Source organism: Lentzea guizhouensis (assembly GCF_001701025.1).
GTDB classification, from domain to species: Bacteria; Actinomycetota; Actinomycetes; order Mycobacteriales; family Pseudonocardiaceae; genus Lentzea; species Lentzea guizhouensis.
The window spans coordinates 3,084,311-3,108,991 of record NZ_CP016793.1 but is presented as its reverse complement, the minus strand read 5'-3'; the positions used below and the strand labels follow the sequence as shown (position 1 = coordinate 3,108,991).

Below are 24,681 nucleotides of genomic sequence, written 5' to 3'. Positions count from 1 at the left end.
CAACGTCAGAAAAGTTGAGTCTGTTCCGCTCAACTAGGAACGTGACGGCCGTCGCGGAAAATCCGAGCCGGGACGAGCGGGTTAGGCGAAGATCAGCGCCATGACGTCAATCATCCACAACATCACCGTGGACGCGCGCGACTCCTACGCGATCGCGTCCTGGTGGGGCCAGGTGCTCGGCCTGCCGCTCGACCCGGAGGACAACCCCGGCGACCCGGAGTGCCTGATCCACCTGCCGAGCGGCATCCGCTACCTGTTCATCAACGTGCCGGAGGGCAAGGAGCTCAAGAACCGGCTGCACATCGACCTGCAGCCGACCGACCTCACCCGGGACGAGGAGGTCGACCGGCTGGTCGGGATCGGCGCGACGGTGTTCGACGATCAGCGCAGGCCGGACGGCACCGGCTGGGTCACGATGCGCGACCCCGAGGGCAACGAGTTCTGCGTGGAACGCAGCGCAGCCGAACGGGCCGCCACCTCCTGACCGCCGTCACTCATTCGTACCAACAGCTTGTCCACAACAGGGGTTGGGTTGTCCACAATCCGCTGGTCAGTATCCACAGGTGAGGCAAGCTCAGTGGCCACCGTCTGTGCGCCAGAACCCGTTGGGGTGACATCCGCGGTCACGTCCACGGACTCGCGCAGCGGCTGCTCCTTGATCAGCAGCACCGCGATGACGGTGAAGACCGCGAGACCGGCGGCGATCAGGAACAGCTCGCCCATCGCGTCGCCGTAGGAGTTCCGCACGGCCGGGGAGAGGGAGCCGGGGTCGAGCGTCGTCGTGCTCACGTGGGCGGCCAGCACCGCACCGAGCACCGACACGCCGGCCGTTCCTCCCAGCGACCGCAGGAACGTCGCCGTGGAGCTCGCCGCCCCCAGATCGGCCATGCTGACGCCGTTCTGCACGGCGAGCACCAGGTTCTGCATGGTCAGGCCCACGCCCACGCCGACCAGCAGCAGGTACGCGCCCATCAGCGTGAGGTTGGTGGAGTGGTCGATCGTCCCGAGCAGCGCCAGCCCGGCGACCAGCGAGAACGCACCCCAGACCAGGTAGCTCTTCCACCTGCCGCTCTTCGCGATCAGCTGCCCGCTGACCGTGGACGAGATGCTCAGGCCGAGCACCAGCGGAACCGTGAGCAGCCCCGCCTTCGTGGGCGAGAACCCGCGCGCGATCTGGAAGTACTGCCCCATGAACACCGACGCGCCGAACATCGCCGTGCCGACCGCGATGCCGCCGAACATCGCCAGCACCACCGTGCGGTTGCGGAACAGGTGCAGCGGGATCACCGGCGCACTCGCCCTGCGCTCGACGAAGTAGGCGGCGACCAGCGCGACCAGCACGCCACCGACGTACAGCGCGCTCTCCCCGGAGAACCACGCGAAGTCCTTGCCGGCGAACGACACCCACATGAGCAGCAGGCTCACGCCACCCGTGATCAGCGTGGCACCCAGGTAGTCGATCTTCACGTGCTGCTTCTTGGTCGGCAGGTGCAGCGTCTTGTGCAGCACGGCGAGGGCCACCAGGGCCAGCGGCACGCACACGAAGAAGCACCAGCGCCAACCGGGCCAGTCGACGAGGAACCCGCCGACGAGCGGCCCGCCGACGGTGCCGGCCGAGATCACCATGCCGGTGTAGCCGCTGTAGCGGCCGCGTTCGCGCGGGCTCAGCAGCGCGCCGACCACGACCTGGCCGAGCGCCTGCACACCGCCCATGCCCAGGCCCTGGACGACCCGGAACCCGATGAGCTGCTCCATGTTCTGGCTCAGGCCCGCGAGGACCGAGCCGATCACGAACAGGATGATGCCGGTCTGCAGCAGCTTCTTCTTGTCGAAGAGGTCGGCGAGCTTGCCCCACAGCGGCGTGCTGGCCGTGGAGGCGAGCAACATCGACGTGATGACCCAGGTGTACTGGGTCTGCGTGCCCTTGAGCTCGGCCAGGATCGTCGGGAGAGCGTTCGAGACGATGGTGGAGCTGAGGATCGCGACGAGCAGCGCCACCCAGATGCCGGACAGCGCTTCGAGGATCTCCCGATGCGACGAGGGCCGGTTCAAGCACACCTCCGGTAGTTAGTTGATGCCATACAACTATATCCGGAGATAGTTAGCTAGAACAACTTTCTCGGGTGACTCGTGGGTCACGTTCCACGGTGTTCGCGGCGGGTGGAGCGGCGGACGCGAACGGCTGGACGCGCTCCGGTCGTGAGAGGGGCGGGAAGCTGCTCATGGGGGAGGGCTGGGCGCGGCTGGTTCGGGTGTGGCGGGCCGAGGCGCGGCTGAGTGGGGTGGCTGGGTCGGCGGCCAGGCCGGTGCGGCCCGGCGGCTCGGCTCGGGCTCGGCTGGCTCGGCGGTGCGGCCCGGCTCCGTCCCGGCTGGGCTCGGCCCGGCGCGCTCGGCCCGGCCGGCTGGCTCTGCGCAGCTGGGCTGGCTCGGCTGGGCTATGGCTGCGATCTCCGTCAGGTCGCGGCGACGCGCGTCCTTGCAGGTCCACCCGGCGAGCGCGCTGGCGGCCGGGACTCGGCAGGCCTCCTCCGACCTGCCGAGCCCCGGTCCACCGCCTACAGCGCAGCGAGCAGTTCCCGCACCTCGGCCGCGATGCGGTCCAGCGCCGGGCCGTTGTCCGCGGCGGCGATTGCGCGGTCGATCCACTCGGCGACCTGCGGCATCTGCTCGGGGCGCAGGCCGCGGGTGGTGATGGCGGGCGTGCCCAGCCGGATGCCGGACGGGTCGAACGGTTTGCGGGTGTCGTACGGCACGGCGTTGTAGTTGAGCTCGATGCCCGCCTGGTCCAGCGCCCGTGCGGCCGGCTTGCCGCCGATGCCCTTCGACGTCAGGTCGATGAGGATCAGGTGGTTGTCGGTGCCGCCGGAGACCAGGTCGAAGCCGCGCTCCAGCAAAGCAGCCGCGAGCGCTTGAGCGTTGGCCACGATCGCGTGCGCGTACGAGCGGAACGCGGGCTGCATGGCCTCGTGCAGCGCCACGGCGATCGCGGCGGTCGTGTGGTTGTGCGGGCCGCCCTGCAGGCCGGGGAACACGGCCCGGTCGATCGCGCGGGCGTGCTCGGCGTCGGTGAGGATCATCGCGCCGCGCGGGCCGCGCAGGGTCTTGTGCGTGGTCGTGGTGATGACCGGGGCGTGGCCGACCGGGGACGGGTGGGCGCCGCCCGCGACCAGGCCCGCGATGTGGGCGATGTCGGCGACCAGGACGGCGTCGACCTCGGCGGCGATCGAGGCGAACGCCGGGAAGTCGATCGTGCGCGGGATGGCGGTGCCGCCGCAGAAGATCACGCGAGGGCGCTCGGCCAGTGCGAGGGAGCGGACCTCGTCCAGGTCGACGACGCCGGTGTCCTTGCGGACGTCGTACTGCACGGCGTTGAACCACTTGCCGGTCGCCGACACGTTCCAGCCGTGGGTCAGGTGGCCGCCCATCGGCAGCGACATGCCCATCACCGTGTCACCCGGCGAGAGGAACGCCAGGTAGACCGCGAGGTTCGCGGGCGCGCCGGACAGCGGCTGGACGTTGGCGTGGTCCACGCCGAACAGGGCGCGGGCACGGTCGACCGCCAGCTGTTCGACCTGGTCGACGACCTGCTGGCCCTCGTAGTACCGCTTGCCGGGGTACCCCTCGGAGTACTTGTTGGTCAGCACCGAGCCTGTTGCCTCAAGCACGGCGGCTGACACGTCGTTCTCCGACGCGATCATGCGCAGCTTGCTGGACTGGCGGGCGGACTCGGCCTGGATCAGTGCGGCGATCTCGGGATCGACGTCAGAGAGCACGGCGCTACTCCACGCCGGGCACCCAGGCGTTCGGTGCGCTCGGCCGTCGCTTCCCGGTGGTCGGTTCCACCCTCGGCACGCCAGTCGCTTGAGACGTGCCGAGCTTAGTCCAGCGTGAACGGGTCGTACTTGATCCGGTCGAGCGGAGTTCCCGCGACCAGCATGCGGGACACCGTCGACCTGATCATGGCCGGGCTGCCGCAGACCAGGACGTCCCGGTCCTCCCACGCGCCGTACCGGGTGACCACGTCGGCCAGGGTGCCCTGCTCGACACCGCGGACGCCGGGGTCCGACTCCAGCACCGGCACGACCGTGAGCCACGGGTTCGTGGTCGCGATGCGCTGCAGGTTGTCCAGGTCGTAGAGGTCCTCACGGGTGCGGCCGCCGTAGAACAGGTGCACGCGCGGGTTGTCGCCCCACTGCGCCATCTCGTCGATGATCGCGTGCATCGGCGCGACACCCGTGCCGCCGGCCACCATCAGGATGTCCTGCCCGGCCGTGCGGTCGACCGACAGACGTCCCATGGGCGGTCCGATCCGCCACGTGTCGCCCGCCTGCGTGTGACCGACCACCGAGCGCGACACCCAGCCGCCGTCCACGGACCGGATGTGGAACTCGATGACGCCGTCCTCGCGCGGCGCGTTCGCCGGCGAGTAGTAGCGCCAGAGCCGCTTGCGCTGCGGCGTCTCGACGGACACGTACTGCCCGGCGCGGTAGTTGACCGGGTGGTCCGGCTGCAGCCGCACGACGGCCAGGTCCCACGACACGCGCTGGTGGTCCAGCACCGTCGCATGCCAGTACGCGGGGCCGTTGTCGGCGTCGGCCGCCTCCTGCATCGCGCGGGCCATCAGCGTGTACGCCTCGGCCCAGGCCATCTCGACCTTCGGCGTCCAGGCGGCACCGGCGAACTTCTTCACCGCGGAGAGCAGGGCCGTGCCGACCGCCTCGTAGTGGACGTTGATGACACCGAACTTGCGGTGGTCACGCCCCAGCTGGCGGAGGAACGGGATCAGGTCGTCCGGGCGGTCGACCATCTGCACCACGTGCACGAGGGCGCGCAGCAGACGGCTGCGCTGCACCTCCATGTTCGCGGGGAACATCTCGCGTGTGGCAGGCGAGAGCGAGAAGAGCATCCCGTAGAAGAACTTGGCCACCTCTTCGGAATGCGGTTCCACCACCGCGAAGCTCTCCCGGATCATCCGCACCATCGCGGTGACGCCAGGCGGGGGTTCTCGGTGTGGCGGGGTAGGGATGGGGCTCAGCACAGCGTTCGCAGTCATGGTCCGCGCGCAGTCTCCACGTTCTTCATCCTGGCGCCGGCAAGGCGCTGTCGTCCTCGTCAAGCATCCGTCCCCCGACAGGGTGGACACTAACCCCTGATCGGGCTCTTTGACTCCTTGATGCCACCTTCGAGCGAAGCATGATTACGGTACGCAACTACTTGTTACCGCAACAGTGTGAATATGAGGAACCTTCTGTACCGCGTTGCGTGCTTGCGTGGAACGGTGTGGCGCGTGTCCCTGCCTGACTTGACCACAACCACCTCGTCCGACCGTGTCGAGCGCCCCGGCTCACGCGGTGAGCACTTCCTCCAATGTGCCCTGGAGACCACCGATCGCGCCACACGCTTCTACTCGGACCAGGTGCTGGACCACCTCAACCCCGCGATGGCCGAGTTCGTCGGCCGGATGGAGATGGCGTTCATCTCGACGGCCGACGCCGACGGCGAGTGCGACTCGACCCTGCGAGCAGGACCGGCCGGGTTCATCCAGGTGATCGACTCACGGACGATCGCGTACCCCGAGTACCGCGGCAACGGCGTGATGGCCTCGCTCGGCAACATCATGGAGAACCCGCACGTCGGCATGCTCATGGTGGACTTCACCGACGACCTGATCGGCCTGCACGTCAACGGCAGGGCCCGCATCGCGCGCGAGGAGTTCCCCACCGACGACCGCAAGGTCGAGCGCTGGGTCGTCGTGCAGGTGCAGGAGGCGTACGTCCACTGCCGCAAGCACATCCCCCGGATGGTCCCGGTGGACCGCGTGCGCGACTGGGGCACGGATGACGTGAAGCGCAAGGGCGGCGACTTCTTCGGCGCGAAGGCGGACCGCGCGGAGGCTGAGAAGAGCTGAACCGGGCTGACCTGGACTGGGCTGACCTGGGCTGACCTGGGCCGCTAGCCGAGCTCGGCAGCCGCGGCCCGCACCTCGGCGACCGACCGCCGGGCGACCTCGGACCAGTCCCCGGCGGTCTCCAGCCAGGTGCCGTACGCCCGTTCGAACGCCAGCACGCCGAGCTCGGCGGCGACCACCGCCGCCAGCTCGGGCACGCCACGCCGGTGCAACGCGTCCTTCATCGCCACGGCGAACCCGGCCATCTTCAACGCCGCCCGCTCGCGCAGCTCGAGGTTGGACCCGATCACCGCCTGCCGCTGCGACCCGTACTCGCGCTGCTCCTCGGTGAACCACCCGCCGACCGCGACCAGCGCGGCCTCCACCGCGGCCATCGGTTCCGCCTGCTCCGGCGCACCGGCGATGCCACCGGTGAGCACCTCGGCCAGCTCGTCCTGACCGCCGAACAGCACCTCGCGCTTGTCCCGGTAGTGCCGGAAGAACGTGCTCTTGGTGAGGCCGGCGCGCTCGGCGATCTGCGCGACCGCGGTGTTGTCGTACCCCTGTTCGCTGAACAGGTCGAGTGCGGCGCGCACCAACCGCTGCCGCGCGTCCGGCTCCCATCGGCCCATGACGCCCATCCTAAGTGATGCGACTTGGTCCCATCACTCTGCTACGGTTGATGAGACCAAGTCCCATCACTTGTTGGAGAAGCGCGATGAAGATCTTCGTCACGGGCGCCAGCGGTCACGTCGGCTCGGCGCTCGTCCCCGAACTGCTGGGAGCCGGGCACGAGGTCGTCGGCCTGGCCCGGTCCGACGCCTCCGCCGCCAGGCTGGAGTCCTGGGGCGCCGGGGTCCGGCGCGGTGACCTCGACGACCTGGACGGCCTGCGCAAGGGCGCCGCCGAGGCCGACGCGGTGGTCCACCTGGCGTTCAAGCACGACGAGCTGTTCGCCGGGAACTACGCGGCCGCCTCCGATGCCGACCTCGCGGTCGTCAGGGCGTTCCTCGACGAGCTGGCGGGCACGGGCAAGCCGCTCGTGGGCACCAGCGGCACGCTGTCGTACTCCGGGCTGGGCCGCACGGCCACGGAGGAGGAGCGGGTCTCCGGCGCCGACAACCGCGGCGCCGCCCGCAACGCCATCATCGACGCCGCGGACGTGCGCGGTTCGGTGGTGGTGCTGCCGCCCACCGTGCACAGCGAGCTCGACACGGGCGGGTTCATCCCGATCCTGGTCAGGACCGCGCGGGCGACCGGGGTGTCCGGCTACCCCGGCGACGGCACGAACCGCTGGTCGGCGACGCACACGCGGGACGCGGCCCGGCTCTACCGGCTCGCGGTGGAGCAGGCCCCGGCGGGCGCGGTGCTGCACGCGGTCGCCGAGGAGGCGGTGCCGCTGAAGGCGATCGCGGAGGTCATCGGGCGGAAGCTGGGCGTGCCGGTCGAGAGCATCCCGGCCGAACGGGCGCAGGAGCACTTCGGGCCGTTGGCGTTCATGGTGTCGCGCGACGCACCCACGTCCGCGGAGCACACGAAGGCGCTGCTGGGCTGGGAGACGCGCGAACCCGGCCTCCTGGAGGACCTGGAAGCCGGGTTCTACTTCGAGCGGTGAGTCAGCGCCACGACTCCAGCGCCTGGTGGGCGGCGGAGCAGGCGCCGTCGGGGTCGGAGCCGGTCAGCGCGGCGTCCTCCAGCACGGCGAGCGGGTCTGGTTCGCGCAGCCACGTCGCCAGGTCGTGGTCGGCCCGCTTCGCGGTCGTGACCTCGTCGACGAGCGCCGCCAACGCGCGTGGCGTGGCGAGGAAGTAAGCCTCGACCGCAGCCCGTTCCCGCTGGTCACCGCCCGCGTGTGCCTCGGTGGCCAGGCGCAGCCAGAAGAAGTCGGCCTCCAGCTCGCCGGCCGCGATCAGGTCCAGCACCCGTGGCAGGAGGTAGCGCACGAAGGCCGCGTCCCCGATCGTGCCGGAACGCAGCCAGAACTTCTCGACGTGGTCGGGGGTCAGCTCGCGCAGCGGCACCGACGTGAACGGTGCGACGTCCGCCGGGTCCACGCAGTGGTCGCAGAAGTCGACCACTGCGGGACGCGGCAGCGCGAACACCTCGTAAAGACGCTCGATCACTTGCGCGGCTTGGGCTTCCACACCACGAGCGCCGTCTCGTGCCGCAGCGGGACCAGGTCCCGGCGGTAGGAGGCGTGCACCGCGGCTGCTGCGGAGTCGGCGGCGGCCAAGGCCTGCGCCAGCTCCTGGGTCAGCTCGGTGACGCGCGAGCGCAGGGCGTCGACCTGGTGTTCCAGGTCGATGATCCGCTTGATGCCGGCGAGGTTGACGCCCTCCTCCTGGGAGAGGCGCTGGACCTCGCGCAGCAGCACGATGTCGCGCATCGAGTACCGGCGGCCGCCGCCGGTGGTGCGGCCCGGCGACACGAGGCCCATCCGGTCGTAGGACCGCAGGGTCTGCGCGTGCAGGCCGGAGAGTTGAGCCGCCACCGAGATGACGAAGAACGGGGTGTCCTCGTCAGTGCCTGGTGGGAACGGAAAACTCACCGGAACTCACCGCCCTTCCAGCAGCGCGTTCAGATCACCTCGCGGGTCGTGGTCCTTGGTCACGTCCGCGTAGGCCTCCAGGGCCTGGCGAGCCTCGGAGGACAGGTTGTTCGGCACGGCGACCTCCAGCGTGATCAGCAGATCGCCCTGGTTGCCGTCCTTGCGGGTGATGCCCTTGCCGCGGGCCCGCAGCACGCGCCCGGAGGCGGTGCCGGCGGGAACCTTCAAAGTCACCTTGCCGTCCAGCGTCGGCACGGTCAACGTCGTGCCCAGCGCCAGCTCGGAGAACGTCATCGGCGCGGTCAGCGTCAGGTCGTTGCCCTGGCGGCCGAACACGCTGTGCGGGTTGACGTGCACCCGGACGAACAGGTCGCCCGACGGCCCGCCGTTGCGACCGGGTTCGCCCTGGCCCGCGAGGCGGATCCGCTGGCCGTCGTCGACTCCCGGTGGGATCCGGACGGTCAGCGTGCGGGTCCTGGTGCTGACGCCGTCGCCACCGCACTCGGGGCACGGGTCGTCGATGATCCGGCCGGTGCCGCGGCAGTCGCGGCACGGCTCGCTGAACGCGAACGCGCCCTGCGACCGCGTGACCAGGCCGGAACCCGAGCAGGTGGCGCAGGTGTGCGGGGTCGTGCCCGGCTTGGCACCGGACCCGTTGCACGTCGAGCACGCGGCGGGCGAGGACAGCCGCAGTGGCACCTGCGCCCCTCGCACCGCCTCGGTGAAGTCGAGCCGGACGTCGGTCTCCACGTCCTCGCCGCGACGGGGACGCGTGGCCGAGCCCGCACCACCCGAGCGCCGGTTGAACAGGCCGCCGAGCAGGTCGCCCAGTCCGCCGCCACCGGTGCCCTGGGCCGCGCGGCCGAACAGGTCGTTGACGTCGAAGCCACCGGCACCGCCGAAGCCGCCGGGAAAGCCTCCTCCGCCCGCGAACAGGCGGCGAGCCTCGTCGTACTGCTTGCGCTTCGCCGGGTCGGACAGCACGCCGTACGCCTCGGAGACCGACTTGAAGCGGGCCTCCGCCTTGGCGTCGCCGGGGTTGGCGTCGGGGTGCAGCTCACGGGCGAGCTTGCGGTACGACTTCTTGATCTCGTCCGCCGAGGCGTCGGAGGAGACGCCCAGTTCGCGGTAGAAGTCCTTCTCGATCCAGTCCCTAGCACTCACCGGACGTCTCCCTCCCTTCAGCTGTCTTCAGCGGGTGCTGCCGGCTCGTGGTCCGTCACGGCGACCAGCGCCGGGCGGACGAGCTTCTCGCCGAACCGGTAGCCGCGCCGCAGCACGGCGGTGACGGTCGGGCCCTCGACGTCCGGGGACGTGCTGTGCTGCACGGCCTCGTGCACCGACGGGTCGAACGCCTCGCCCTCGTGCGCGAACGGCTCCAGGCCGGTCTTCTGCAAGGTGGACACGAGCTTGTCCGCCACCGCCTTGAACGCGCCGGTCAGGTCGCCGTGAGCGGCGGCCCGTTCGACGTCGTCCAGCACCGAGAGGAGCTCGGCGGCCACGGACGCCTTCGCGTTGTTGATCACCGCTTCCCGGTCGCGTTCCACCCGCTTGCGGTAGTTCGCGTACTCGGCGGTGAGCCGCTGCAAGTCCGCGGTGCGCTCGTCGAGCTGGGCCTTCAGCTCGACCGCGGCGTCGTCCACGAACTCGGCAGTGACCACGTTCTCGTCCTCGGCCGGAGCAGCGCCCTCTTCCGCCGGAGCGGCCGGCGCGCGGACCTCACCCGTTTCCGGGTCGATCCGGCGCCGGTCGTTCACGACGACCTGAGGCTGCTCCTCGTCAGGAGCCGCGTGCCTCGGTTCGGTCACTTCTTCTCGTCCTCGTCCACGATCTCGGCGTCAACGACGTCGTCCTGGTCGGACTTGGCCTGCCCGGCACCCGCGGCACCGGCGCCGGCACCGGCACCCGGCGCCTCGGCACCGGCGGCACCCGGCGCGTTGGCGTAGATCGCCTGGCCGATGGCCTGCGACTCGGTCGCGAGCTTCTCCACCGCGGCCTTGATGGCGTTGATGTCGGTGCCCTTGAGCGCCTCGTTCGCCTCGGCGACGGCGGCGTTGACCTTGTCCTTGATCTCGGCGGGAGCTTGTCGTCGTTCTCCTTGACGACCTTCTCCGTCTGGTAGACGAGCGTCTCGGCCTGGTTGCGGACCTCGACCTCCTCGCGGCGGCGCTTGTCCTCCTCCGCGTGGGCCTCGGCGTCCTTCACCATGCGGTCGATGTCGTCCTTCGGCAGCGCGGAGCCACCGGTGATCGTCATCGACTGCTCCTTGCCGGTGCCGAGGTCCTTCGCCGACACGTGGACGATGCCGTTCGCGTCGATGTCGAAGGTGACCTCGATCTGCGGCACGCCGCGCGGGGCGGGCGGCAGGCCGGTCAGCTCGAACATGCCGAGCTTCTTGTTCTGCGAGGCGATCTCGCGCTCACCCTGGAAGACCTGGATCTGCACGGACGGCTGGTTGTCGTCCGCCGTCGTGAAGGTCTCGGACCGCTTGGTCGGGATCGTGGTGTTGCGCTCGATCAGCTTGGTCATGATGCCGCCCTTGGTCTCGATGCCGAGGGACAGCGGGGTGACGTCGAGCAGCAGGACGTCCTTGACCTCGCCCTTGAGGACACCGGCCTGCAGGGCGGCGCCGACGGCGACGACCTCGTCCGGGTTCACGCCCTTGTTGGGCTCACGGCCGCCGGTCAGCTCCTTGACGAGCTCCGCGACGGCGGGCATGCGGGTCGAGCCACCGACGAGCACGACGTGGTCGATGTCGCCGACGGAGACGCCGGCGTCCTTGATCACGTTGTTGAACGGCGCGCGGGTGCGCTCGAGCAGGTCGGACGTGATGCGCTGGAACTCGGCGCGCGACAGCGTCTCGTCGAGGAACAGCGGGTTCTTGTCCGCGTCGACCGTGATGTAGGGCAGGTTGATGGACGCCTGCGCCGAGCTGGACAGCTCGATCTTGGCCTTCTCAGCGGCCTCGCGGATCCGCTGCAGGGCCATCTTGTCCTTGGTCAGGTCGATGCCGTTGGCCTGCTTGAAGCGCTCGACCAGCCAGTCGACGACGCGCTGGTCCCAGTCGTCGCCACCGAGGTGGTTGTCACCGGAGGTCGCGCGGACCTCCACGACGCCGTCACCGAGCTCGAGCAGCGAGACGTCGAACGTGCCGCCACCGAGGTCGAAGACCAGGATGGTCTGCTCCTTCTCGCCCTTGTCGAGGCCGTACGCCAGAGCGGCGGAGGTCGGCTCGTTGACGATGCGGAGCACGTTGAGGCCCGCGATCTGGCCGGCCTCCTTGGTGGCCTGGCGCTGCGCGTCCTCGAAGTAGGCGGGGACGGTGATGACCGCGTCGGTGATCTCTTCGCCCAGGTAGGCCTCGGCGTCGCGCTTCAGCTTCATCAGCACGCGCGCGCTGATCTCCTGCGAGGTGTACTTCTTGCCGTCGACCTCGTCGGTCTTCCAGTCGGTGCCGATGTGGCGCTTGACCGAGCGGATGGTGCGGTCGACGTTGGTGACGGCCTGGTTCTTCGCGGGCTGACCCACGAGGACCTCGCCGTTCTTGGCGAACGCGACGATGGACGGGGTCGTCCTCGAGCCCTCCGAGTTGGCGATGACCGTCGGCTCACCGCCCTCGAGAACGGCGACGACGGAGTTGGTCGTCCCCAAGTCGATGCCGACTGCACGCGCCATTGGAGTTCCTTCCGCTAGTACTTGTTGAGCGTTGCGGGCTCAAGTTTGCCACCCGCTCAAGCTTGAGCCTACCCGACTCAAGCTTTCTGACTGGCTCAACGGAGGGGAAGTTCTGGTTGTTCCCTCACAACGCACCAAGGGCCACTCCATGTGGAGTGGCCCTCGACACAGTCCCCCTCGGCGGAGCTCAGACCTGCAGCACGCGCACGTCTCCCGACCCGGTGGTCAGCTTCAGCTCCAGCTGCGACGCCGGATCGGTCCGCACACCGATCGAGCGCTCCCCGCTGCCCGACTCCCCGCTGACCTTGTACGGACCTCCCGGCAGCCGCACGATGACCTCGCCGGACCCGGTGTCCACCGTCACGGACTTCGCCGCCGCGAGCGTGAGCTCGACGTCCCCCGAGTCGGCGTCCGCGACCACCTCGCTCTCCAGCGAGGTGCCGTTGATGCGACCGGAACTGGTGTTGACCAGCGTCTTCCCCTTGATCGCGTCCAGGTCGATGTTGCCGGAGCCCAGGTTCGCGGTCACCGTGCCACCGACCCTGGTGGCCTGGAAGTCGCCGGAGCCGGTCTTGACCTTCACGTCACCGGCGACGTCACGGACGACGACCCTGCCGGAACCGGTGATGAAGTCGACCGAGGCCAGCCCCTCGACCTCCAGGTCACCCGACCCGATGTCACCGACCAGCGTGGTCGTCGCCGACGGCACCGCGATCGTGTAGTTCACCTCGCAGTTGTTGCCGCAACCGTCGAGCACCAGCGAGCTGCCCTCGACCCGGTGCGAGACCTGGGTCGGCTTGTTGTCCTTGGCGTGCTCGACCTTGCGGTGGATCTTCGTCTCGGTCAGGCCGGGCTGGTGCCTGATCGTCACGTTCCCCGAGCCGGTGATCGCGCGCACCGACGTGATGCCCTCGGCGACCACGTGGTCGTCCTCGAACTCGTACTCCTGAATGCGGATGCCACACGCGGAGAGCACCGCCCCCACCAGCAACGCCACCAACGCCGTCCTCAGCATGGGACAAAACTAGAGGTGGTGGGGGCTCGCGAGCACGGCAGCAGACCCCCGGAGGCGGGGTGGGGCTGGCCCTACCTGAGCCTCAGACCAGATCTTCCAGGATCGCCCGCAACGCCGGGGCCGTGCGCGCCGGGTCGTTGAGGAACCGCGACGACGCCAGCACGTGCGCGGGCGCGATCCGCTCCCACAGCAGGCCCTCGACCGGGACCTCGGCGATGTGCAGCTCCACGCTCTGCGCCCACCGGCCGATCCGCGACTCGACGCCGCGCAGCACGTCGCCGATCGGCAACGCGGCCGGGCTCTGCAGCCGGTGCACCGCCTCGATGCCCGGCTTGAACGCGAGCACCGCGGCCCGGCAGGCCGGCCGGGTCAGCAACGCCTCCGCGTCCTCGGGGACGGCCGACTCGAGGCCGCGTGCACGCGTCCAGCGCGTCCGCCCACCAACCGGGCCACTCGGCGGTCACGGCCGCGCGGTCCACACCGGCCGGCACCCCCACCGGCAGCGACGGCTCCAGCCCCGGCACGTGCGGTTCGACGTCCACCGACAACGCCAGACCGTCGCGCACGTAAAGCGCGGTCAGCAGCCCGAGGCTCACCCCGTGGCTGATGCCGGACACCTCTCGCGCGAACTTCATACCCGTCATTCTCCCCGCGTCGCGGCCGTGGAGCCGTCGCGGCCGCGGATCAAGAAGGACACGATCGGCTCCAGCTCGTCCTCGTTCGGAGCAACGTCGGCGATCAGCCCCTGGATCAGCAGGCCGTCGACCGCGGCGAGGAACGCCCGGAACGCCACCGGGTCGGCCGGTCTCGCGGCCTCCACGGCGACGTCCAGCCACCGGCGCGCGGCGGGCCTCAGCTCGGGGCGGCGACCGGCCAGCAGGTACAGCTCGTACTCGGCGAGCGTGCGGCCGCGGTGCTCGTCGACCGCCCTGGCGAGGCTCTTCGCGATCTCCCGCGCGGTACCGCCGCTCGCGACGATGCCCAGCATGTCGTCGCACAGCTCTTCGGCCACCCACGTCAGCGTGGCGATCAACAGGTCGTCGAGCGTCGCGAAGTAGTAAGTCGGCGCCGTCGTCGGCACACCGGCCTCACGCGCCACGCTGCGGTGCGTCACGCCCGCGATGCCGTCGCGTTCGATGACCCGCAACGTGGCCTCGACGATGGCACGCCGCTTCCTCTCGCCGCGCGCCTTGCGTCCGTCCACCACGGCCGTCAGTGCGTCCTCCCGAGCTCGAGGGTCACCACGCCTCCGATGATCAGGGCCAACCCGACGACCATCGTGGGGTTGAGCGTCTCACCGAGGAACTTCCAGCCGATGACCGCCACGGCTGCGACACCGATGGCGGACCACACGGCGTACGCGACCCCTACGGGCATACCCGACTTCAACGCGCGTGAGAGCGCTGTAAAGGCGATCGCATAGCCGACGACGACAACAACCGAAGGCCACGGTTTGGTGAAGCCTTCGGAGAGCTTGAGGGAGACGGTGGCGGCGATCTCCGCGACGATCGCCGCAGCGAGATACAGGTACAGCACGGCGACCTCCGGATGTCCGCACAACTACCTGAACGATTGTTCCACAAGTTTTTGATCACTTTCCGGGTACTTGACCGGTACGTTGGGAGACACCGGCCACGTCCAAGTGGTTACTCAGCAGTAACCTGGCCTAGACTCCCGCCATGACCCTCCAGCTGGTTCTCGGACTCGTCGCCGTAGTGGTGAGCGTCGTCGCCTGGGGCGTGTTCGTCGCCGGCGTCTGGAAGATGATCAAGATCATCCGGCTCGGCCAGCCGGACGGGACGCGCACGGGCCCGTTCTGGCCGCGGCTCAAGACGTTGGTCGTCGAGTTCGTCGCGCACACCAGGATGGCCAAGTTCCGCTCGGTCGCCCCGTGGCACTGGATGGTGATGTGGGGCTTCCTCATCGGCTCCGCGGTGCTGTTCGAGGCCTACGGCGAGGTGTTCGACCCGCGCTTCCACTGGCCGGTCATCGGCACGTGGTCGCTGTGGCTGCTGCTCGTCGAACTGCTGGGCCTGGGCACCGTCGTCGGTGGTGTGGCCCTCGCCGTCATCCGCCAGCGCAACCACCCGCGCCGCGCCGACCGCGTCTCGCGCTTCGCCGGTTCCAGCTTCAGGTCGGCGTACTTCGTCGAGGCCGTCGTCATCATCGAAGGCCTCGGCATCCTGCTCGTGAAGGCGTTCAAGCAGTCGAGCGGCCTCGAGTCCGCGCCGCTGTGGACGTCGTTCGTGACCCAGCCGCTCGCTTCCCTGCTGCCGGCCGCACCGATCTGGGTGTCGGTCATGGCGCTGGTCAAGCTGCTGAGCGGCATGATCTGGCTGGTCGTGGTCGGCCGGAACCTGACCATGGGCATCGCCTGGCACCGGTTCTCTGCGTTCTTCAACATCTACTTCAAGCGCGAGGACGACGGCGGCGTCGCCCTGGGCGCCCTGAAGCCGATGATGTCCGGCGGCAAGGTGCTCGACCTGGAGGAGGCCGATCCCGACAAGGACGTGTTCGGCGTCGGCAAGGTCGAGGACTTCAGCTGGAAGGGCTGGCTCGACTTCTCCACCTGCACCGAGTGCGGCCGCTGCCAGTCGCAGTGCCCGGCCTGGAACACCGGCAAGCCGTTGTCCCCCAAGATGGTCATCACGCAGCTGCGCGACCACGCGTTCGCCAAGGCCCCGTACCTGCTGGCCGGCGGCTCGCGTGACATGGCAGGCGACGAGGTCGGCCTGACCGAGGACAAGTACGAGGACTACAAGAAGCGCCTCGAGTCGATCGACGTGCTGGCGATGGCCGAGTCCGAGCGCCCGCTGGTCGGCGGCCCCGACGAGCTGGGTGTCATCGACCCCGAGGTGCTGTGGTCCTGCACGACCTGCGGTGCCTGCGTCGAGCAGTGCCCGGTCGACATCGAGCACGTCGACCACATCGTCGACATGCGCCGCTACCAGGTGCTGATCGAGTCGAACTTCCCGACCGAGCTCGGCGGCATGTTCAAGAACCTGGAGAACAAGGGCAACCCCTGGGGCCAGAACGCCAAGGACCGCCTCGCGTGGACCGAGGGCCTGGACTTCGAGGTGCCGGTCTTCGAGGGCGAGCTCGGCGACGCCGAGTACCTGTTCTGGGTCGGCTGCGCCGGCGCGTTCGAGGACCGCGCGAAGAAGACCACCCGCGCCGTGGCCGAGCTGCTGCACACCGCGGGCGTCAAGTACACGGTCCTCGGCCCGGAGGAGACCTGCACCGGCGACCCGGCCCGCCGCGCCGGCAACGAGTTCCTCTTCCAGATGCTCGCGCAGCAGAACGTCGAGGTCCTGAACGCGGTCTTCGAAGACCGCCCGGCCGGCCAGCGCAAGATCGTCGTGACGTGCGCGCACTGCTTCAACACGCTCGCGAACGAGTACCCGCAGGTCGGTGGCACCTACGAGGTCGTGCACCACACGCAGCTGCTGAACAAGCTGGTCCGCGAACGCCGCCTGGTCCCGGTCGCACCGGTCACCGAGGACGTGACCTACCACGACCCGTGCTACCTGGGCCGCCACAACAAGGTCTACGAGGCCCCGCGCGAGCTCATCGGCGCATCCGGCGCGAAGCTGCGCGAGATGCCGCGCCACGAAGAGCGCTCGATGTGCTGCGGCGCCGGCGGCGCGCGCATGTGGATGGAAGAGCGCATCGGCAAGCGCATCAACCTCGACCGCGTCGACGAGGCCCTGGGCACCGCGCCGTCGAAGATCGCGACCGGCTGCCCGTTCTGCCGCGTGATGCTGACCGACGGCGTGACCGCGCGGCAGTCCGACGGCCAGGCGGGCGCGCACGTCGAGGTCGTGGACGTGGCACAGATGCTGCTGGAGTCGGTGCGGCGGGGCACGGAGAAGGCCGACACGCCGACGGACGAGGTGCCGACGGGCACGCCGCTGCCGGACGAGGACAAGTCGAAGGTCTGATCCCAAACGACCGTCAGACCTGGTAGCCGGTACCCTCCTGGATGTGGAGGTGGAGCAGATGAGCGCAGAGGCAATGCCGTTGCCGTTCGACCCTTTGGTCGACCTGCACGGCATCTGGACGACAGAGTTGGCCGAGCTCTACCTCCCCATCCCGGGCGCCCCACGGGTGAAGTACGAATGCTTGGACGGTTACCTGGTAAAGAGCCCGTACGAGGGGAGCCCCAACGGCTTCGGCATGCTTCGACTGGCGATGCTCATCGACGACCAAGCGATGAAGGCCGGCAGGCGGGTCTACCCGACAGTCAACGTCGAGTTCAGTCCTCAGCGTTGGATTCAGCCCGACCTGACCGTGTTGCAACAGCCGATCGAGGACCTGACCTGGATCCCGCAGACCTCGTGCTGATGCCGGTCGAGTTCGTATCGGCATCCAGCCGTCGGCGCGATCGCATCAACAAGCCGGCCGAATGTGCTCAAGCCGGGATCCCGTACTTCATGCGAGTGGAGTTCGCGAAGCCACACGCAGTGAAGGTCGAACTTCTTGAGCTCGACGGCGAGACGTACAAGCCGCTTGCGACCGCACTCTCCGGGCAAACGTTCAAGACCGACGTACCGTTCCCGATGAACTTCGATCCGGCTCAGCTACTCGAATCCTGGTACGCGTAGTCAAAGGCCCTCTGTCCGATGTGGACCGAGGGCCTTTTCCGTTGCTGTGGTTCAGTCCTTGTCGGTGACCTTGTCGTAGACGACGTTCAGCAGCCACCCGGCCAGCGCGACGATGATCGCGCCCCAGAACGCCGGCCAGAACCCGTCCACGCGGAACGGCAGGTCGAGCTGTTCGGCCAGCCAGCCGGTGAGCATGAACAGCAGCGCGTTCACCACCAGCCCGATCAGGCCGAGCGTCAGCAGGTAGAACAGGCAGCCGAAGAACTTCACGAGCGGCTTCACGACCGCGTTCACCAGGCCGAAGATCACCGCGACGCCGAGCAGCGTGAGGATTCGCGATCCGGTGCTGCCTTCGCCCAGATCGATGCCGGGGAGGGCCGTCGAGACCCAGACCGCCACGGCGGTCAGCAGCACATGCACCAAGATGCCCATGCCGCACACTAGCCGTGGCGGTCCTAAGTGGTCACGAACGACGGCGGCGCGCCACGAGGAACGCACCCGTGCCGGTCACTCGGACAGCGGATATCCACCCATGTCGCACCCCTCCCTCTCGCACTGCATCAGTACGATATCGGATAGTACGAACTCGTAGCAATCATTGCTTGCCGTCGAGCGCCAGCGTGGTGCGCCGGCGGGCGGGCCCGAGCTCACCCGCGAAGACCTCCATGACCTGCTTCAACAGCTCGCGCAGGTGTTCCAGGTCGGCGCTGGGCAACGCGGTGAAGAGCTCCCGCTCGCGTGCGGCCTGTCCGGCGACGATCTGCAGGAAGATCTCGCGGCCCGCGTCGGTCAGCGTGGCGGGCAACGAGCGGCGGTCGCTCGGGTCGAGCTCACGGCTGACCAGACCGGCCTTCTCCAGGCGGTCGAGGCGGCTGGTGATCGTGGTGGCGGGGCTGAGCGTGCCGTTCGCGAGCTGCTTGGGCGTGAGCCGGTGCGGTGGCCCGATCCAGAACAAGCGGGCCAGGATCTCGTAGTCGGCGCGGTTCAACCCGTGCGGCGCGGCGATCTCGGTCGCGAGGAAGTCGAGGTACTTGCTGATCTGGTGCACCCGGTCGACGACTCCCTCGACCACCGGATCGATCGCCGGAACCACGGCCCTCCACGACTCGACCTCGGTGTCGGTGTCGTCCGCACCACGCTCGCCCATCCCACGATGGTAGTTGCGCCGCGAAACAGAACCGCCCGCGTCCTCTCGCTGGACGCGGGCGGTTCGACTTACCCCCTGGTGATCAGCGTCCCCCCGGAGCAGATCCCGACCGTAAGACCCCACGGACCCCACGGATGTTGCCCGGTTCCCGAAATGTCACTCGAATGCACTAACGATCAGCTCGGCGGACGTGGCGCTGACCGCCTGCGTGAGCACGTTGTCGGTCAGGTCCGTGTCGCGCGTGCTGCTCCCGGCCTCCCACCGCACCTCGGCCGCGGTGAACGGCTTCTCCACCACGACCCGAACACCGAGCGCCTCGTTGACGCCCGGCTCCCGCAGCGGCCCGAACGGCACGACCACCTGCTGCCCCTGCACGAGCGCGACGTCGCCGAGGCCGCCGGCCGTGCCCGTGATGCGCAGTCCCTCCGGCAGGGTCAGCGTGCCGCCGAGGGTCTGCGGCGCGTTGCCGCCGGCCATGACCCCGCCGTAGACGGTGAGGGTGTCGCCGACCCGCCACGCGTTCGCGGGATCGCGGTCGAAGGTCAGGCCGGTGGCCCTGAGGTCGGTCCGCTGCGCCATCAGCCCCAGGTCGACGTTCTTCACGACCTGGCCCTTGGCGAGGTGGATCGCTCCCGTGGCCGAGGTGAGCCAGTGGAACTTCGAGTCGCCGCCCGGCTTGGTGGGCACGAACGGGTCGTCGGACTTCCGGCTGAACTTGAGCTGGTGGACCCCCGCGGGCAGGTCCTCGAGGCAGTAGCCGCCGTCCGCACCGGTCACGGCGTGCTCGGGGGTCCCGTTGAGCGCGATGATCCGACCGGCCAGCCCGGCCTCGCCGTTGTTGCGGCCGTCCTCGTCCCGGTCGTGCCACGCGAGGCCGCAGATCTGGCCGCCGCGCAGGCCGAAGTCGACCTTGGCGGTGTCGCCGAGGGTGAACTCGACGTTGGAGTGCGTGGTGTTGCCGAGCTTCGGGTCGACGTAGCCGGCGGCGTACGTCCCCAGCGGGAGCCTCGCGCTCCACTTGCCGGCGGCGTCGGTCGGGTGCGCTGAGGGCGTGCCGTCCGCGGTTCGGACGACGACGTGCACACCGCCGATGCCCGGCTCGGCGTCCTGCTGGACGCCGTCACCGTTGAGGTCCTTGAAGACGACACCGCCGACGGTTCCCCCGGCTTGGGCGAGCGCGGTGCCCGTCGTGAACATGAGCGGCAATGCGACGGCAACGGCCACCGCCCGGTACTGCAACCTCATTCTTCTGCCCCCAGGATTTTTGCGCAGCACAAATCAGGCGGCGCATTTGTTCGGATCGGTCGTTGTGGACTCGCGTGGGGCGGATGTCCGGTTGCCGGGCGAGATCAAACCGTGATTCCGGCCGGTCACAACCGGTGGACCCACCCCGCTCACCCTAGGCTGATCGCCATGAGCGACAAGCCGCAGGGCTCAGGTGAAAGCACGCTGACCGTCGTACTCGCCCTGCTGGTGAACCTGGCGATCGCCATCATGAAAGCCATCGCGGGTGTTTTGACCGGTTCCGCGGCAATTCTCTCCGAGGCCGCGCACTCGGTGGCCGACACGTTCACCGAGGCCCTGCTGCTCACGGCCCTGCGCCGCTCCGACCGCCCGGCCGACCGCCGCCACCCGTTCGGCTACGGCAAGGAACGCTACTTCTGGTCCCTGCTGGCCGCGGTCTCGATCTTCGCCTCGGGCGCGGTGTTCGCGTTCTACGAAGGCTTCCGCACGGTCTTCGGCGAACCGGAGGAACAGACCCGCCCACTGGTCGGCTACGTCGTGCTGGGCCTGGCCTTCGCACTGGAGTCGGTGTCGTGGACGCAGGCGTTCCGCCAGGTCCGCGCCGAGTCCGCCAAGCACGGCAAGGGTTTCTGGGCGTTCCTGCGCGAGTCCGACGACCCGACGGTGAAGACCGTGTTCCTGGAGGACTCCGCAGCCCTGATCGGCCTGGTCCTCGCGTTCTCCGGCCTGGGCCTGCACCAGCTGACCGGCTCGTCGGTGTGGGACGGCATCGCCTCGCTCGCCATCGGCGTCCTGCTCGCCCTGGTCGCCTACATCCTCGCCCGCACCAACCGCGGCCTCCTGATCGGCCGCCAGGCAGACCCGGTGATGGTGCGCGCGATCTGGAAGTGGCTGGGCGACCTGCCGGAGGTCGACGCCGTGGTGGACGTCCTGACGATGCTGATCGGCACCGACCGCGTGCTGCTGTGCGCCCGCCTCGACTTCGACGACACCCTGAGCGCCCACGAACTGGAGCTCGCCTGCGTGCGCATCTCGTCGGAGTTGCACACGTCGTTCCCGGACCTGGACGAGATCTTCCTGGAGCCGGTCCCGCGCACCGACCCGGACCTGCGCCGGCGGGTGCTGGAGCGGTACGGGATCTAGCGACGGGTGTCGGTCTGGTGGAAGTTCAGGTAGGCGCGGCTCGGCGTCGGCCCCCGCTGCCCCTGGTACCGGCTACCGGCCTGCGTCGAGCCGTACGGGTGCTCCGCCGGGCTCGACAGCTTGAACAGGCAGAGCTGCCCGATCTTCATGCCTGGGTGCAGCGTGATCGGCAGGTTCGCGACGTTGGAGAGCTCCAGCGTGATGTGCCCGCTGAAGCCGGGGTCGATGAACCCGGCGGTGGAGTGCGTGAGCAACCCGAGCCTGCCGAGGCTCGACTTGCCCTCCAACCGCCCGGCCAGGTCGTCCGGCAGCGTCACCATCTCGTAGGTGCTGCCGAGCACGAACTCGCCAGGGTGCAGCACGAACTGCTCGCCTGCCGGCGTCTCGACCAGGCTCGTCAGGTCGTCCTGCTGCTTCGCCGGGTCGATGTGGGTGTACTTCGTGTTGTTGAAGACCCGGAAGAACCGGTCGAGCCGCACGTCGATGCTGCTCGGTTGGAGCATCTCGACGTCGAACGGGTCGAGCGCGAGCCGGCCCGACTCGACCTCTTTGCGCAGATCCTGGTCACTCAGCAGCACCTGGGCAGGGTAACGCCTGGGTGGTGAGGACCGTGGCACAGGGCGTTGCCCGGCTGTGTATGATCGGCTGCGAGCTTGCTCATGCGGGTGTAGTTCATTGGTAGAACGACAGCTTCCCAAGCTGTAGAGGCGGGTTCGATTCCCGTCACCCGCTCCACCCGAAGGCCCCAGGTCACCTCGCCCTGGGGCCTTCGTCGTAGGGCTCGAAGGCGGACCGTCATCTGATCAGCGGGAGCTCCGCCCCTGCGCGGTACAACGTTCGCGCGCGTGCCGTTTGCCCGGAACGCCTCATGCAAGATCTCCAGGTCCGAGGCTCTCGTACGCGAGAGTCGCGGTTTCAGCGGCTCCGATCCGCTCGTAGAGGTCCATAGCGCGCCGGAGCTGCACAGAGGCAAGATCAACCTGTCCAAGACTGGCGGCGCAACGACCTGCTCCTTCCAGGGCACGCGCCTCTTCGAGCGGCGCTCCCACTGTTCGTGAGATTTCCAGCGCCTGCTCATGCAGCTGGACGGCTTCACCAGCCTGGTCCAGGGCAAGCAGAATCGATCCCTTCTCGTTCAAAGTTTGGGCAACCCCGAGCCTGTGACCGATCGAACGGAAGAGTTCGAGCGCCCGCGCGTTCATGTCGACAGCTGTCTCAAGATGACCGGTCATCCGAAGAGATGCGGCCAGCTCTCCGAAGCCAACCGCAAGACCCACCCGATCACCCAGACGTCGGGATACTCCAATGGCCTCGTTGTGCAGTCTCATTGATTTCTCATAGAGCCCGGCCATGCGCCAAGCCGTTCCGAGATTGTTCAGAGTGAAAGCGTCGTGATACCCGTCATTCAGGTCTCGATATACCGCCAGCGCCATCTCGTGATGCTCAATGGATTCGACATTCTCACCCATCACGCGTTTCACCACACCGAGCTCGTTGCGCGCGTCGGCCTGACCAAGGCGATCGCCGAGTGAGCGGAATATCTCCAGCGCTTGTTGATGTGACTCGACGGCCAGGACGAGGCGACCTTGAACGAACCTGATGATACCGAGCCCGTTCAACGCCGCAGCTTCATCCAGTCTGTTTCCTGCAGACCGACAAATCTTCAAGGCATCAAGATAGGAGTTCGCCGCTTTGGCGTACTCATCGGCCTGCCGCAACGCGCCACCAAGCTGAACGAGGGCCCGTACCTGCCCCAGCCGGTGATGAAGCTCGCCGTAGATCGCAGCAGCCGTCTTCAGGTTGCTTATGGATTCCGGATAGTGACCGGTGAGCCATTGCAGCCGCCCGATGCGGTGCAGCGCTTGGGCAACAGCAAGACGATCTCCACACTTCTCAGCAACAAGAGCGGCGGATTCGTGGAGCTCGATCGCCCGATCCCAAGGGCCGACAGCAACGAAGAACGTCGCCAGGCTGGCTGCCAACCTCATCACGACACCGAGCTCTGACGATGGACTGACCGCGATCCGTTCGACGCACGCCAGGATGTTGGCGTACTCGTTCCGCATCCAGTCCCAAGCCTCAACCCGGGTGGTCAGGTGGGCGAACTCCACTTGGGGGTCAAGCGCATCCGCTGCCGCCTTCGGCGCCTCCCTGGTTATTTCTGCGGTGATGAAACCGTCCGCTTTCGCAGCGGCCACGTCGTAGTAATCGACAAGTCGTCCCAGAGCAGCATCGCGATCGACCGAGCCGTCCGACTCCTCCAGGCTTCTCGAGTACTCCCGCACCAGGTCGTGCATTCGATACCGGCCGCGTGACGGCTCATCGAGGAGATGGTCGTCGTAGAGCCCTTCGAGGTGTTCGCGGGCGTCGACGGCAGAGATGCCTGCAAGGGCTGCCGCAGTCCACGCATCCATCTCCGATCCAGGATGCAGACCAAGCGAGATGAAGAACCTCTGGCGCGCCGGACTCAAGTCCCGGTAGGACAGTTCGAACGCAGATGCCACAGCAAGGTCTTCAGCCCGGAGCTCACTCAGCCGATTTCGGGTGGCGCTCAGACTGTCCGCAAGGTCCCCAACGCTCCACGACGGACGATGACGGAGCCTCCCCGCCAGAAGTGCGATGGCGAGTGGCAGATACCCGCACATCCCGACGATACGAGCGACAGCCTCAACACTCACATCATCAACAGCACAACCCGAAAGACGAAAAAAGAGACGGGTCGCCTCATCGACAGGAAGTGTGTCCAGTGCCATTGACAGCGACGTTTCCAAGGCGGCTAGACGACGTCTGCTGGTGACAAGCACCAGACAGCCCGAGGTCGATGGCAGCAGTGGCTCGACCTGCTGATGTCCACTTGCGTCGTCCAGCACGATCAATGCTCGCTTACCCGCCATTTGACTGCGCCACATCGCAGCCCGCGCGTCCACACCTGCGGGCACGTTCTGCGCAGCAACTCCGATCGCGGTGAGCAATGAGCCGAGTGCGTCCACCGGCTCAACAGCGCGACGACCTGGGGTGTGCGCGTGCAACCTGAGAAACAGCTGCGCATCCGGAAACTGATCTGCAAGCCGATGAGCCGCATGAATGGCGAAGGCAGTCTTTCCGATTCCGGCCATGCCGTCGATGGCGTGAACAGCAACGACGCATCTTTCGTAAAGCTCGCCTGCTGTTGCCAGCAGAACGGCAAGCTCTTCACTTCGCCCCGTGAACGCAGCCGTCGCTCGCGGCAGCGACAGAACAGCCGACGGATTGCTGCGCGGTAGATCTAAAATTGCCCCACTGTAAATTGCCTCAGCTTGGACCACGATCTTTGCATCACCACGGAAGTTGTTGCGCGTGCCATCTCCCACGTGCAGCCTCCACATCTGATGCAGATTCAGTTTTCTGCCAGGCAGTCCGTCACCGCAGGGTACTGCC

At 68.2% G+C, this 24,681-nt stretch carries 24 protein-coding genes, 1 tRNA gene, 1 pseudogene and 1 riboswitch; of the genes and pseudogenes, 8 read left to right on the top strand and 18 right to left on the bottom strand.

The window, feature by feature from the left end; all coding sequences use genetic code 11:
• Positions 1 to 100 precede the first annotated feature (100 nt).
• Complete coding sequence (locus tag BBK82_RS15485; protein WP_065915649.1) at positions 101 to 484, top strand: VOC family protein; 384 nt, start codon at positions 101 to 103, stop codon at positions 482 to 484.
• On the opposite strand, the gene BBK82_RS15480 is transcribed toward BBK82_RS15485, so the two are convergent.
• From BBK82_RS15480 to BBK82_RS15470, 3 genes are all read right to left on the bottom strand, one after another.
• Positions 382 to 2,052: an MDR family MFS transporter gene (locus BBK82_RS15480; protein ID WP_237048207.1), complete on the bottom strand. Its 1,671-nt coding sequence runs from the start codon at positions 2,050 to 2,052 to the stop codon at positions 382 to 384. The two genes, BBK82_RS15485 and BBK82_RS15480, sit on opposite strands and share 103 nt — an antisense overlap.
• A gap of 503 nt (positions 2,053 to 2,555) precedes the next feature.
• Positions 2,556 to 3,773 (bottom strand): serine hydroxymethyltransferase, encoded by a 1,218-nt coding sequence (locus BBK82_RS15475; protein ID WP_065915647.1) that lies wholly within the window; start codon positions 3,771 to 3,773, stop codon positions 2,556 to 2,558.
• A 13-nt stretch (positions 3,774 to 3,786) separates the two neighbouring features.
• Positions 3,787 to 3,871, bottom strand: a riboswitch (ZMP/ZTP riboswitch).
• A 6-nt stretch (positions 3,872 to 3,877) separates the two neighbouring features.
• Positions 3,878 to 4,981, bottom strand: a complete 1,104-nt coding sequence (locus BBK82_RS15470; protein ID WP_065915646.1) for an FAD-binding oxidoreductase — start codon at positions 4,979 to 4,981, stop codon at positions 3,878 to 3,880.
• Positions 4,982 to 5,287: 306 nt separating this feature from the next.
• Between BBK82_RS15470 and BBK82_RS15465 the strand changes: the two genes are divergently transcribed.
• Entirely contained in the window at positions 5,288 to 5,908 is a 621-nt protein-coding gene (locus BBK82_RS15465) for a pyridoxamine 5'-phosphate oxidase family protein (RefSeq protein WP_335618088.1), read from the top strand.
• A 44-nt stretch (positions 5,909 to 5,952) separates the two neighbouring features.
• On the opposite strand, the gene BBK82_RS15460 is transcribed toward BBK82_RS15465, so the two are convergent.
• On the bottom strand, positions 5,953 to 6,519 hold the full coding sequence (locus BBK82_RS15460; RefSeq protein WP_065921091.1) for a TetR/AcrR family transcriptional regulator: 567 nt from the start codon (positions 6,517 to 6,519) through the stop codon (positions 5,953 to 5,955).
• Positions 6,520 to 6,605: 86 nt separating this feature from the next.
• Between BBK82_RS15460 and BBK82_RS15455 the strand changes: the two genes are divergently transcribed.
• Complete coding sequence (locus tag BBK82_RS15455; RefSeq protein ID WP_065915645.1) at positions 6,606 to 7,502, top strand: SDR family oxidoreductase; 897 nt, start codon at positions 6,606 to 6,608, stop codon at positions 7,500 to 7,502.
• 1 nt (position 7,503) lies between these two features.
• On the opposite strand, the gene BBK82_RS15450 is transcribed toward BBK82_RS15455, so the two are convergent.
• The 9 genes and pseudogenes from BBK82_RS15450 to BBK82_RS15410 form a co-directional block, all read right to left on the bottom strand.
• Complete coding sequence (locus BBK82_RS15450) at positions 7,504 to 8,010, bottom strand: hypothetical protein (RefSeq protein ID WP_065915644.1); 507 nt, start codon at positions 8,008 to 8,010, stop codon at positions 7,504 to 7,506.
• Entirely contained in the window at positions 8,007 to 8,435 is a 429-nt protein-coding gene (locus BBK82_RS15445) for a heat shock protein transcriptional repressor HspR (RefSeq protein ID WP_065915643.1), read from the bottom strand. The genes BBK82_RS15450 and BBK82_RS15445 overlap by 4 nt, the downstream gene beginning before the upstream one ends.
• Positions 8,436 to 8,441: 6 nt before the next feature.
• Positions 8,442 to 9,599: a molecular chaperone DnaJ gene (gene dnaJ, locus BBK82_RS15440; RefSeq protein ID WP_065915642.1), complete on the bottom strand. Its 1,158-nt coding sequence runs from the start codon at positions 9,597 to 9,599 to the stop codon at positions 8,442 to 8,444.
• Between the two features lie 17 nt (positions 9,600 to 9,616).
• Positions 9,617 to 10,243: a nucleotide exchange factor GrpE gene (gene grpE, locus BBK82_RS15435; protein ID WP_065915641.1), complete on the bottom strand. Its 627-nt coding sequence runs from the start codon at positions 10,241 to 10,243 to the stop codon at positions 9,617 to 9,619.
• Positions 10,240 to 12,110: pseudogene (gene dnaK, locus BBK82_RS15430) on the bottom strand (molecular chaperone DnaK). Before dnaK ends, grpE begins: the two are co-directional and overlap by 4 nt.
• A gap of 187 nt (positions 12,111 to 12,297) precedes the next feature.
• A complete protein-coding gene (locus tag BBK82_RS15425) occupies positions 12,298 to 13,125 on the bottom strand; it encodes a DUF4097 family beta strand repeat-containing protein (protein WP_065915640.1) in 828 nt (275 codons plus the stop codon).
• A gap of 82 nt (positions 13,126 to 13,207) precedes the next feature.
• A complete protein-coding gene (locus BBK82_RS15420) occupies positions 13,208 to 13,501 on the bottom strand; it encodes a hypothetical protein (RefSeq protein ID WP_065915639.1) in 294 nt (97 codons plus the stop codon).
• Between the two features lie 264 nt (positions 13,502 to 13,765).
• Positions 13,766 to 14,341, bottom strand: a complete 576-nt coding sequence (locus BBK82_RS15415) for a TetR/AcrR family transcriptional regulator (RefSeq protein WP_065915638.1) — start codon at positions 14,339 to 14,341, stop codon at positions 13,766 to 13,768.
• Positions 14,338 to 14,661: a DMT family transporter gene (locus BBK82_RS15410; RefSeq protein WP_065915637.1), complete on the bottom strand. Its 324-nt coding sequence runs from the start codon at positions 14,659 to 14,661 to the stop codon at positions 14,338 to 14,340. Before BBK82_RS15410 ends, BBK82_RS15415 begins: the two co-directional genes overlap by 4 nt.
• Positions 14,662 to 14,804: 143 nt before the next feature.
• On the opposite strand from BBK82_RS15410, the gene BBK82_RS15405 reads away from it, so the two are divergent.
• From BBK82_RS15405 to BBK82_RS47525, 3 genes are read left to right on the top strand one after another with little or no spacing between them, the layout of a single operon-like run.
• Positions 14,805 to 17,066 carry a (Fe-S)-binding protein gene (locus BBK82_RS15405; protein ID WP_065915636.1) on the top strand — a complete coding sequence of 754 codons (2,262 nt, stop codon included), beginning with the start codon at positions 14,805 to 14,807 and terminating at the stop codon, positions 17,064 to 17,066.
• 43 nt (positions 17,067 to 17,109) lie between these two features.
• On the top strand, positions 17,110 to 17,469 hold the full coding sequence (locus BBK82_RS51605; RefSeq protein WP_071812611.1) for a PDDEXK family nuclease: 360 nt from the start codon (positions 17,110 to 17,112) through the stop codon (positions 17,467 to 17,469).
• Positions 17,469 to 17,729, top strand: coding sequence for a hypothetical protein (locus tag BBK82_RS47525; protein WP_335618087.1), 261 nt, complete (start codon positions 17,469 to 17,471; stop codon positions 17,727 to 17,729). The genes BBK82_RS51605 and BBK82_RS47525 overlap by 1 nt, the downstream gene beginning before the upstream one ends.
• Positions 17,730 to 17,780: 51 nt before the next feature.
• Here BBK82_RS47525 and BBK82_RS15395 read toward each other — a convergent pair whose 3' ends face one another.
• The 3 genes from BBK82_RS15395 to BBK82_RS15385 form a co-directional block, all read right to left on the bottom strand.
• Entirely contained in the window at positions 17,781 to 18,161 is a 381-nt protein-coding gene (locus BBK82_RS15395) for a phage holin family protein (RefSeq protein WP_065915635.1), read from the bottom strand.
• A gap of 163 nt (positions 18,162 to 18,324) precedes the next feature.
• Positions 18,325 to 18,876, bottom strand: coding sequence for a MarR family winged helix-turn-helix transcriptional regulator (locus BBK82_RS15390; protein WP_065915634.1), 552 nt, complete (start codon positions 18,874 to 18,876; stop codon positions 18,325 to 18,327).
• A 156-nt stretch (positions 18,877 to 19,032) separates the two neighbouring features.
• Complete coding sequence (locus BBK82_RS15385; RefSeq protein WP_083267971.1) at positions 19,033 to 20,121, bottom strand: SdrD B-like domain-containing protein; 1,089 nt, start codon at positions 20,119 to 20,121, stop codon at positions 19,033 to 19,035.
• A 168-nt stretch (positions 20,122 to 20,289) separates the two neighbouring features.
• On the opposite strand from BBK82_RS15385, the gene BBK82_RS15380 reads away from it, so the two are divergent.
• On the top strand, positions 20,290 to 21,264 hold the full coding sequence (locus tag BBK82_RS15380) for a cation diffusion facilitator family transporter (protein ID WP_065915632.1): 975 nt from the start codon (positions 20,290 to 20,292) through the stop codon (positions 21,262 to 21,264).
• Here the strand turns inward: BBK82_RS15380 and dcd are convergent.
• The gene (dcd, locus tag BBK82_RS15375; RefSeq protein ID WP_065915631.1) at positions 21,261 to 21,842 is read right to left on the bottom strand and encodes a dCTP deaminase; all 582 of its coding nucleotides are present in this window, start codon (positions 21,840 to 21,842) and stop codon (positions 21,261 to 21,263) included. The two genes, BBK82_RS15380 and dcd, sit on opposite strands and share 4 nt — an antisense overlap.
• 83 nt (positions 21,843 to 21,925) lie before the next feature.
• Between dcd and BBK82_RS15370 the strand changes: the two genes are divergently transcribed.
• Positions 21,926 to 21,999: transfer RNA gene (locus BBK82_RS15370), tRNA-Gly, on the top strand.
• A gap of 131 nt (positions 22,000 to 22,130) precedes the next feature.
• On the opposite strand, the gene BBK82_RS15365 is transcribed toward BBK82_RS15370, so the two are convergent.
• Positions 22,131 to 24,614: an ATP-binding protein gene (locus BBK82_RS15365; protein ID WP_170067921.1), complete on the bottom strand. Its 2,484-nt coding sequence runs from the start codon at positions 24,612 to 24,614 to the stop codon at positions 22,131 to 22,133.
• Positions 24,615 to 24,681: the final 67 nt, after the last annotated feature.

Bases quoted from the DNA above. Each gene is read 5' to 3' on its own strand.
- BBK82_RS47525 (WP_335618087.1), top strand. From the start codon at position 17,469: ATGCCGGTCGAGTTCGTATCGGCATCCAGCCGTCGGCGCGATCGCATC.
- BBK82_RS15460 (WP_065921091.1), bottom strand. From the start codon at position 6,519: ATGGGCCGATGGGAGCCGGACGCGCGGCAGCGGTTGGTGCGCGCCGCA.
- BBK82_RS15470 (WP_065915646.1), bottom strand. From the start codon at position 4,981: ATGGTGCGGATGATCCGGGAGAGCTTCGCGGTGGTGGAACCGCATTCC.
- BBK82_RS15390 (WP_065915634.1), bottom strand. From the start codon at position 18,876: ATGGGCGAGCGTGGTGCGGACGACACCGACACCGAGGTCGAGTCGTGG.
- BBK82_RS15395 (WP_065915635.1), bottom strand. From the start codon at position 18,161: ATGGGCATCTTGGTGCATGTGCTGCTGACCGCCGTGGCGGTCTGGGTC.
- BBK82_RS15455 (WP_065915645.1), top strand. From the start codon at position 6,606: ATGAAGATCTTCGTCACGGGCGCCAGCGGTCACGTCGGCTCGGCGCTC.
- BBK82_RS15385 (WP_083267971.1), bottom strand. From the start codon at position 20,121: ATGAGGTTGCAGTACCGGGCGGTGGCCGTTGCCGTCGCATTGCCGCTC.
- BBK82_RS15380 (WP_065915632.1), top strand. From the start codon at position 20,290: ATGAGCGACAAGCCGCAGGGCTCAGGTGAAAGCACGCTGACCGTCGTA.
- BBK82_RS15425 (WP_065915640.1), bottom strand. From the start codon at position 13,125: ATGCTGAGGACGGCGTTGGTGGCGTTGCTGGTGGGGGCGGTGCTCTCC.
- BBK82_RS15485 (WP_065915649.1), top strand. From the start codon at position 101: ATGACGTCAATCATCCACAACATCACCGTGGACGCGCGCGACTCCTAC.
- BBK82_RS15405 (WP_065915636.1), top strand. From the start codon at position 14,805: ATGACCCTCCAGCTGGTTCTCGGACTCGTCGCCGTAGTGGTGAGCGTC.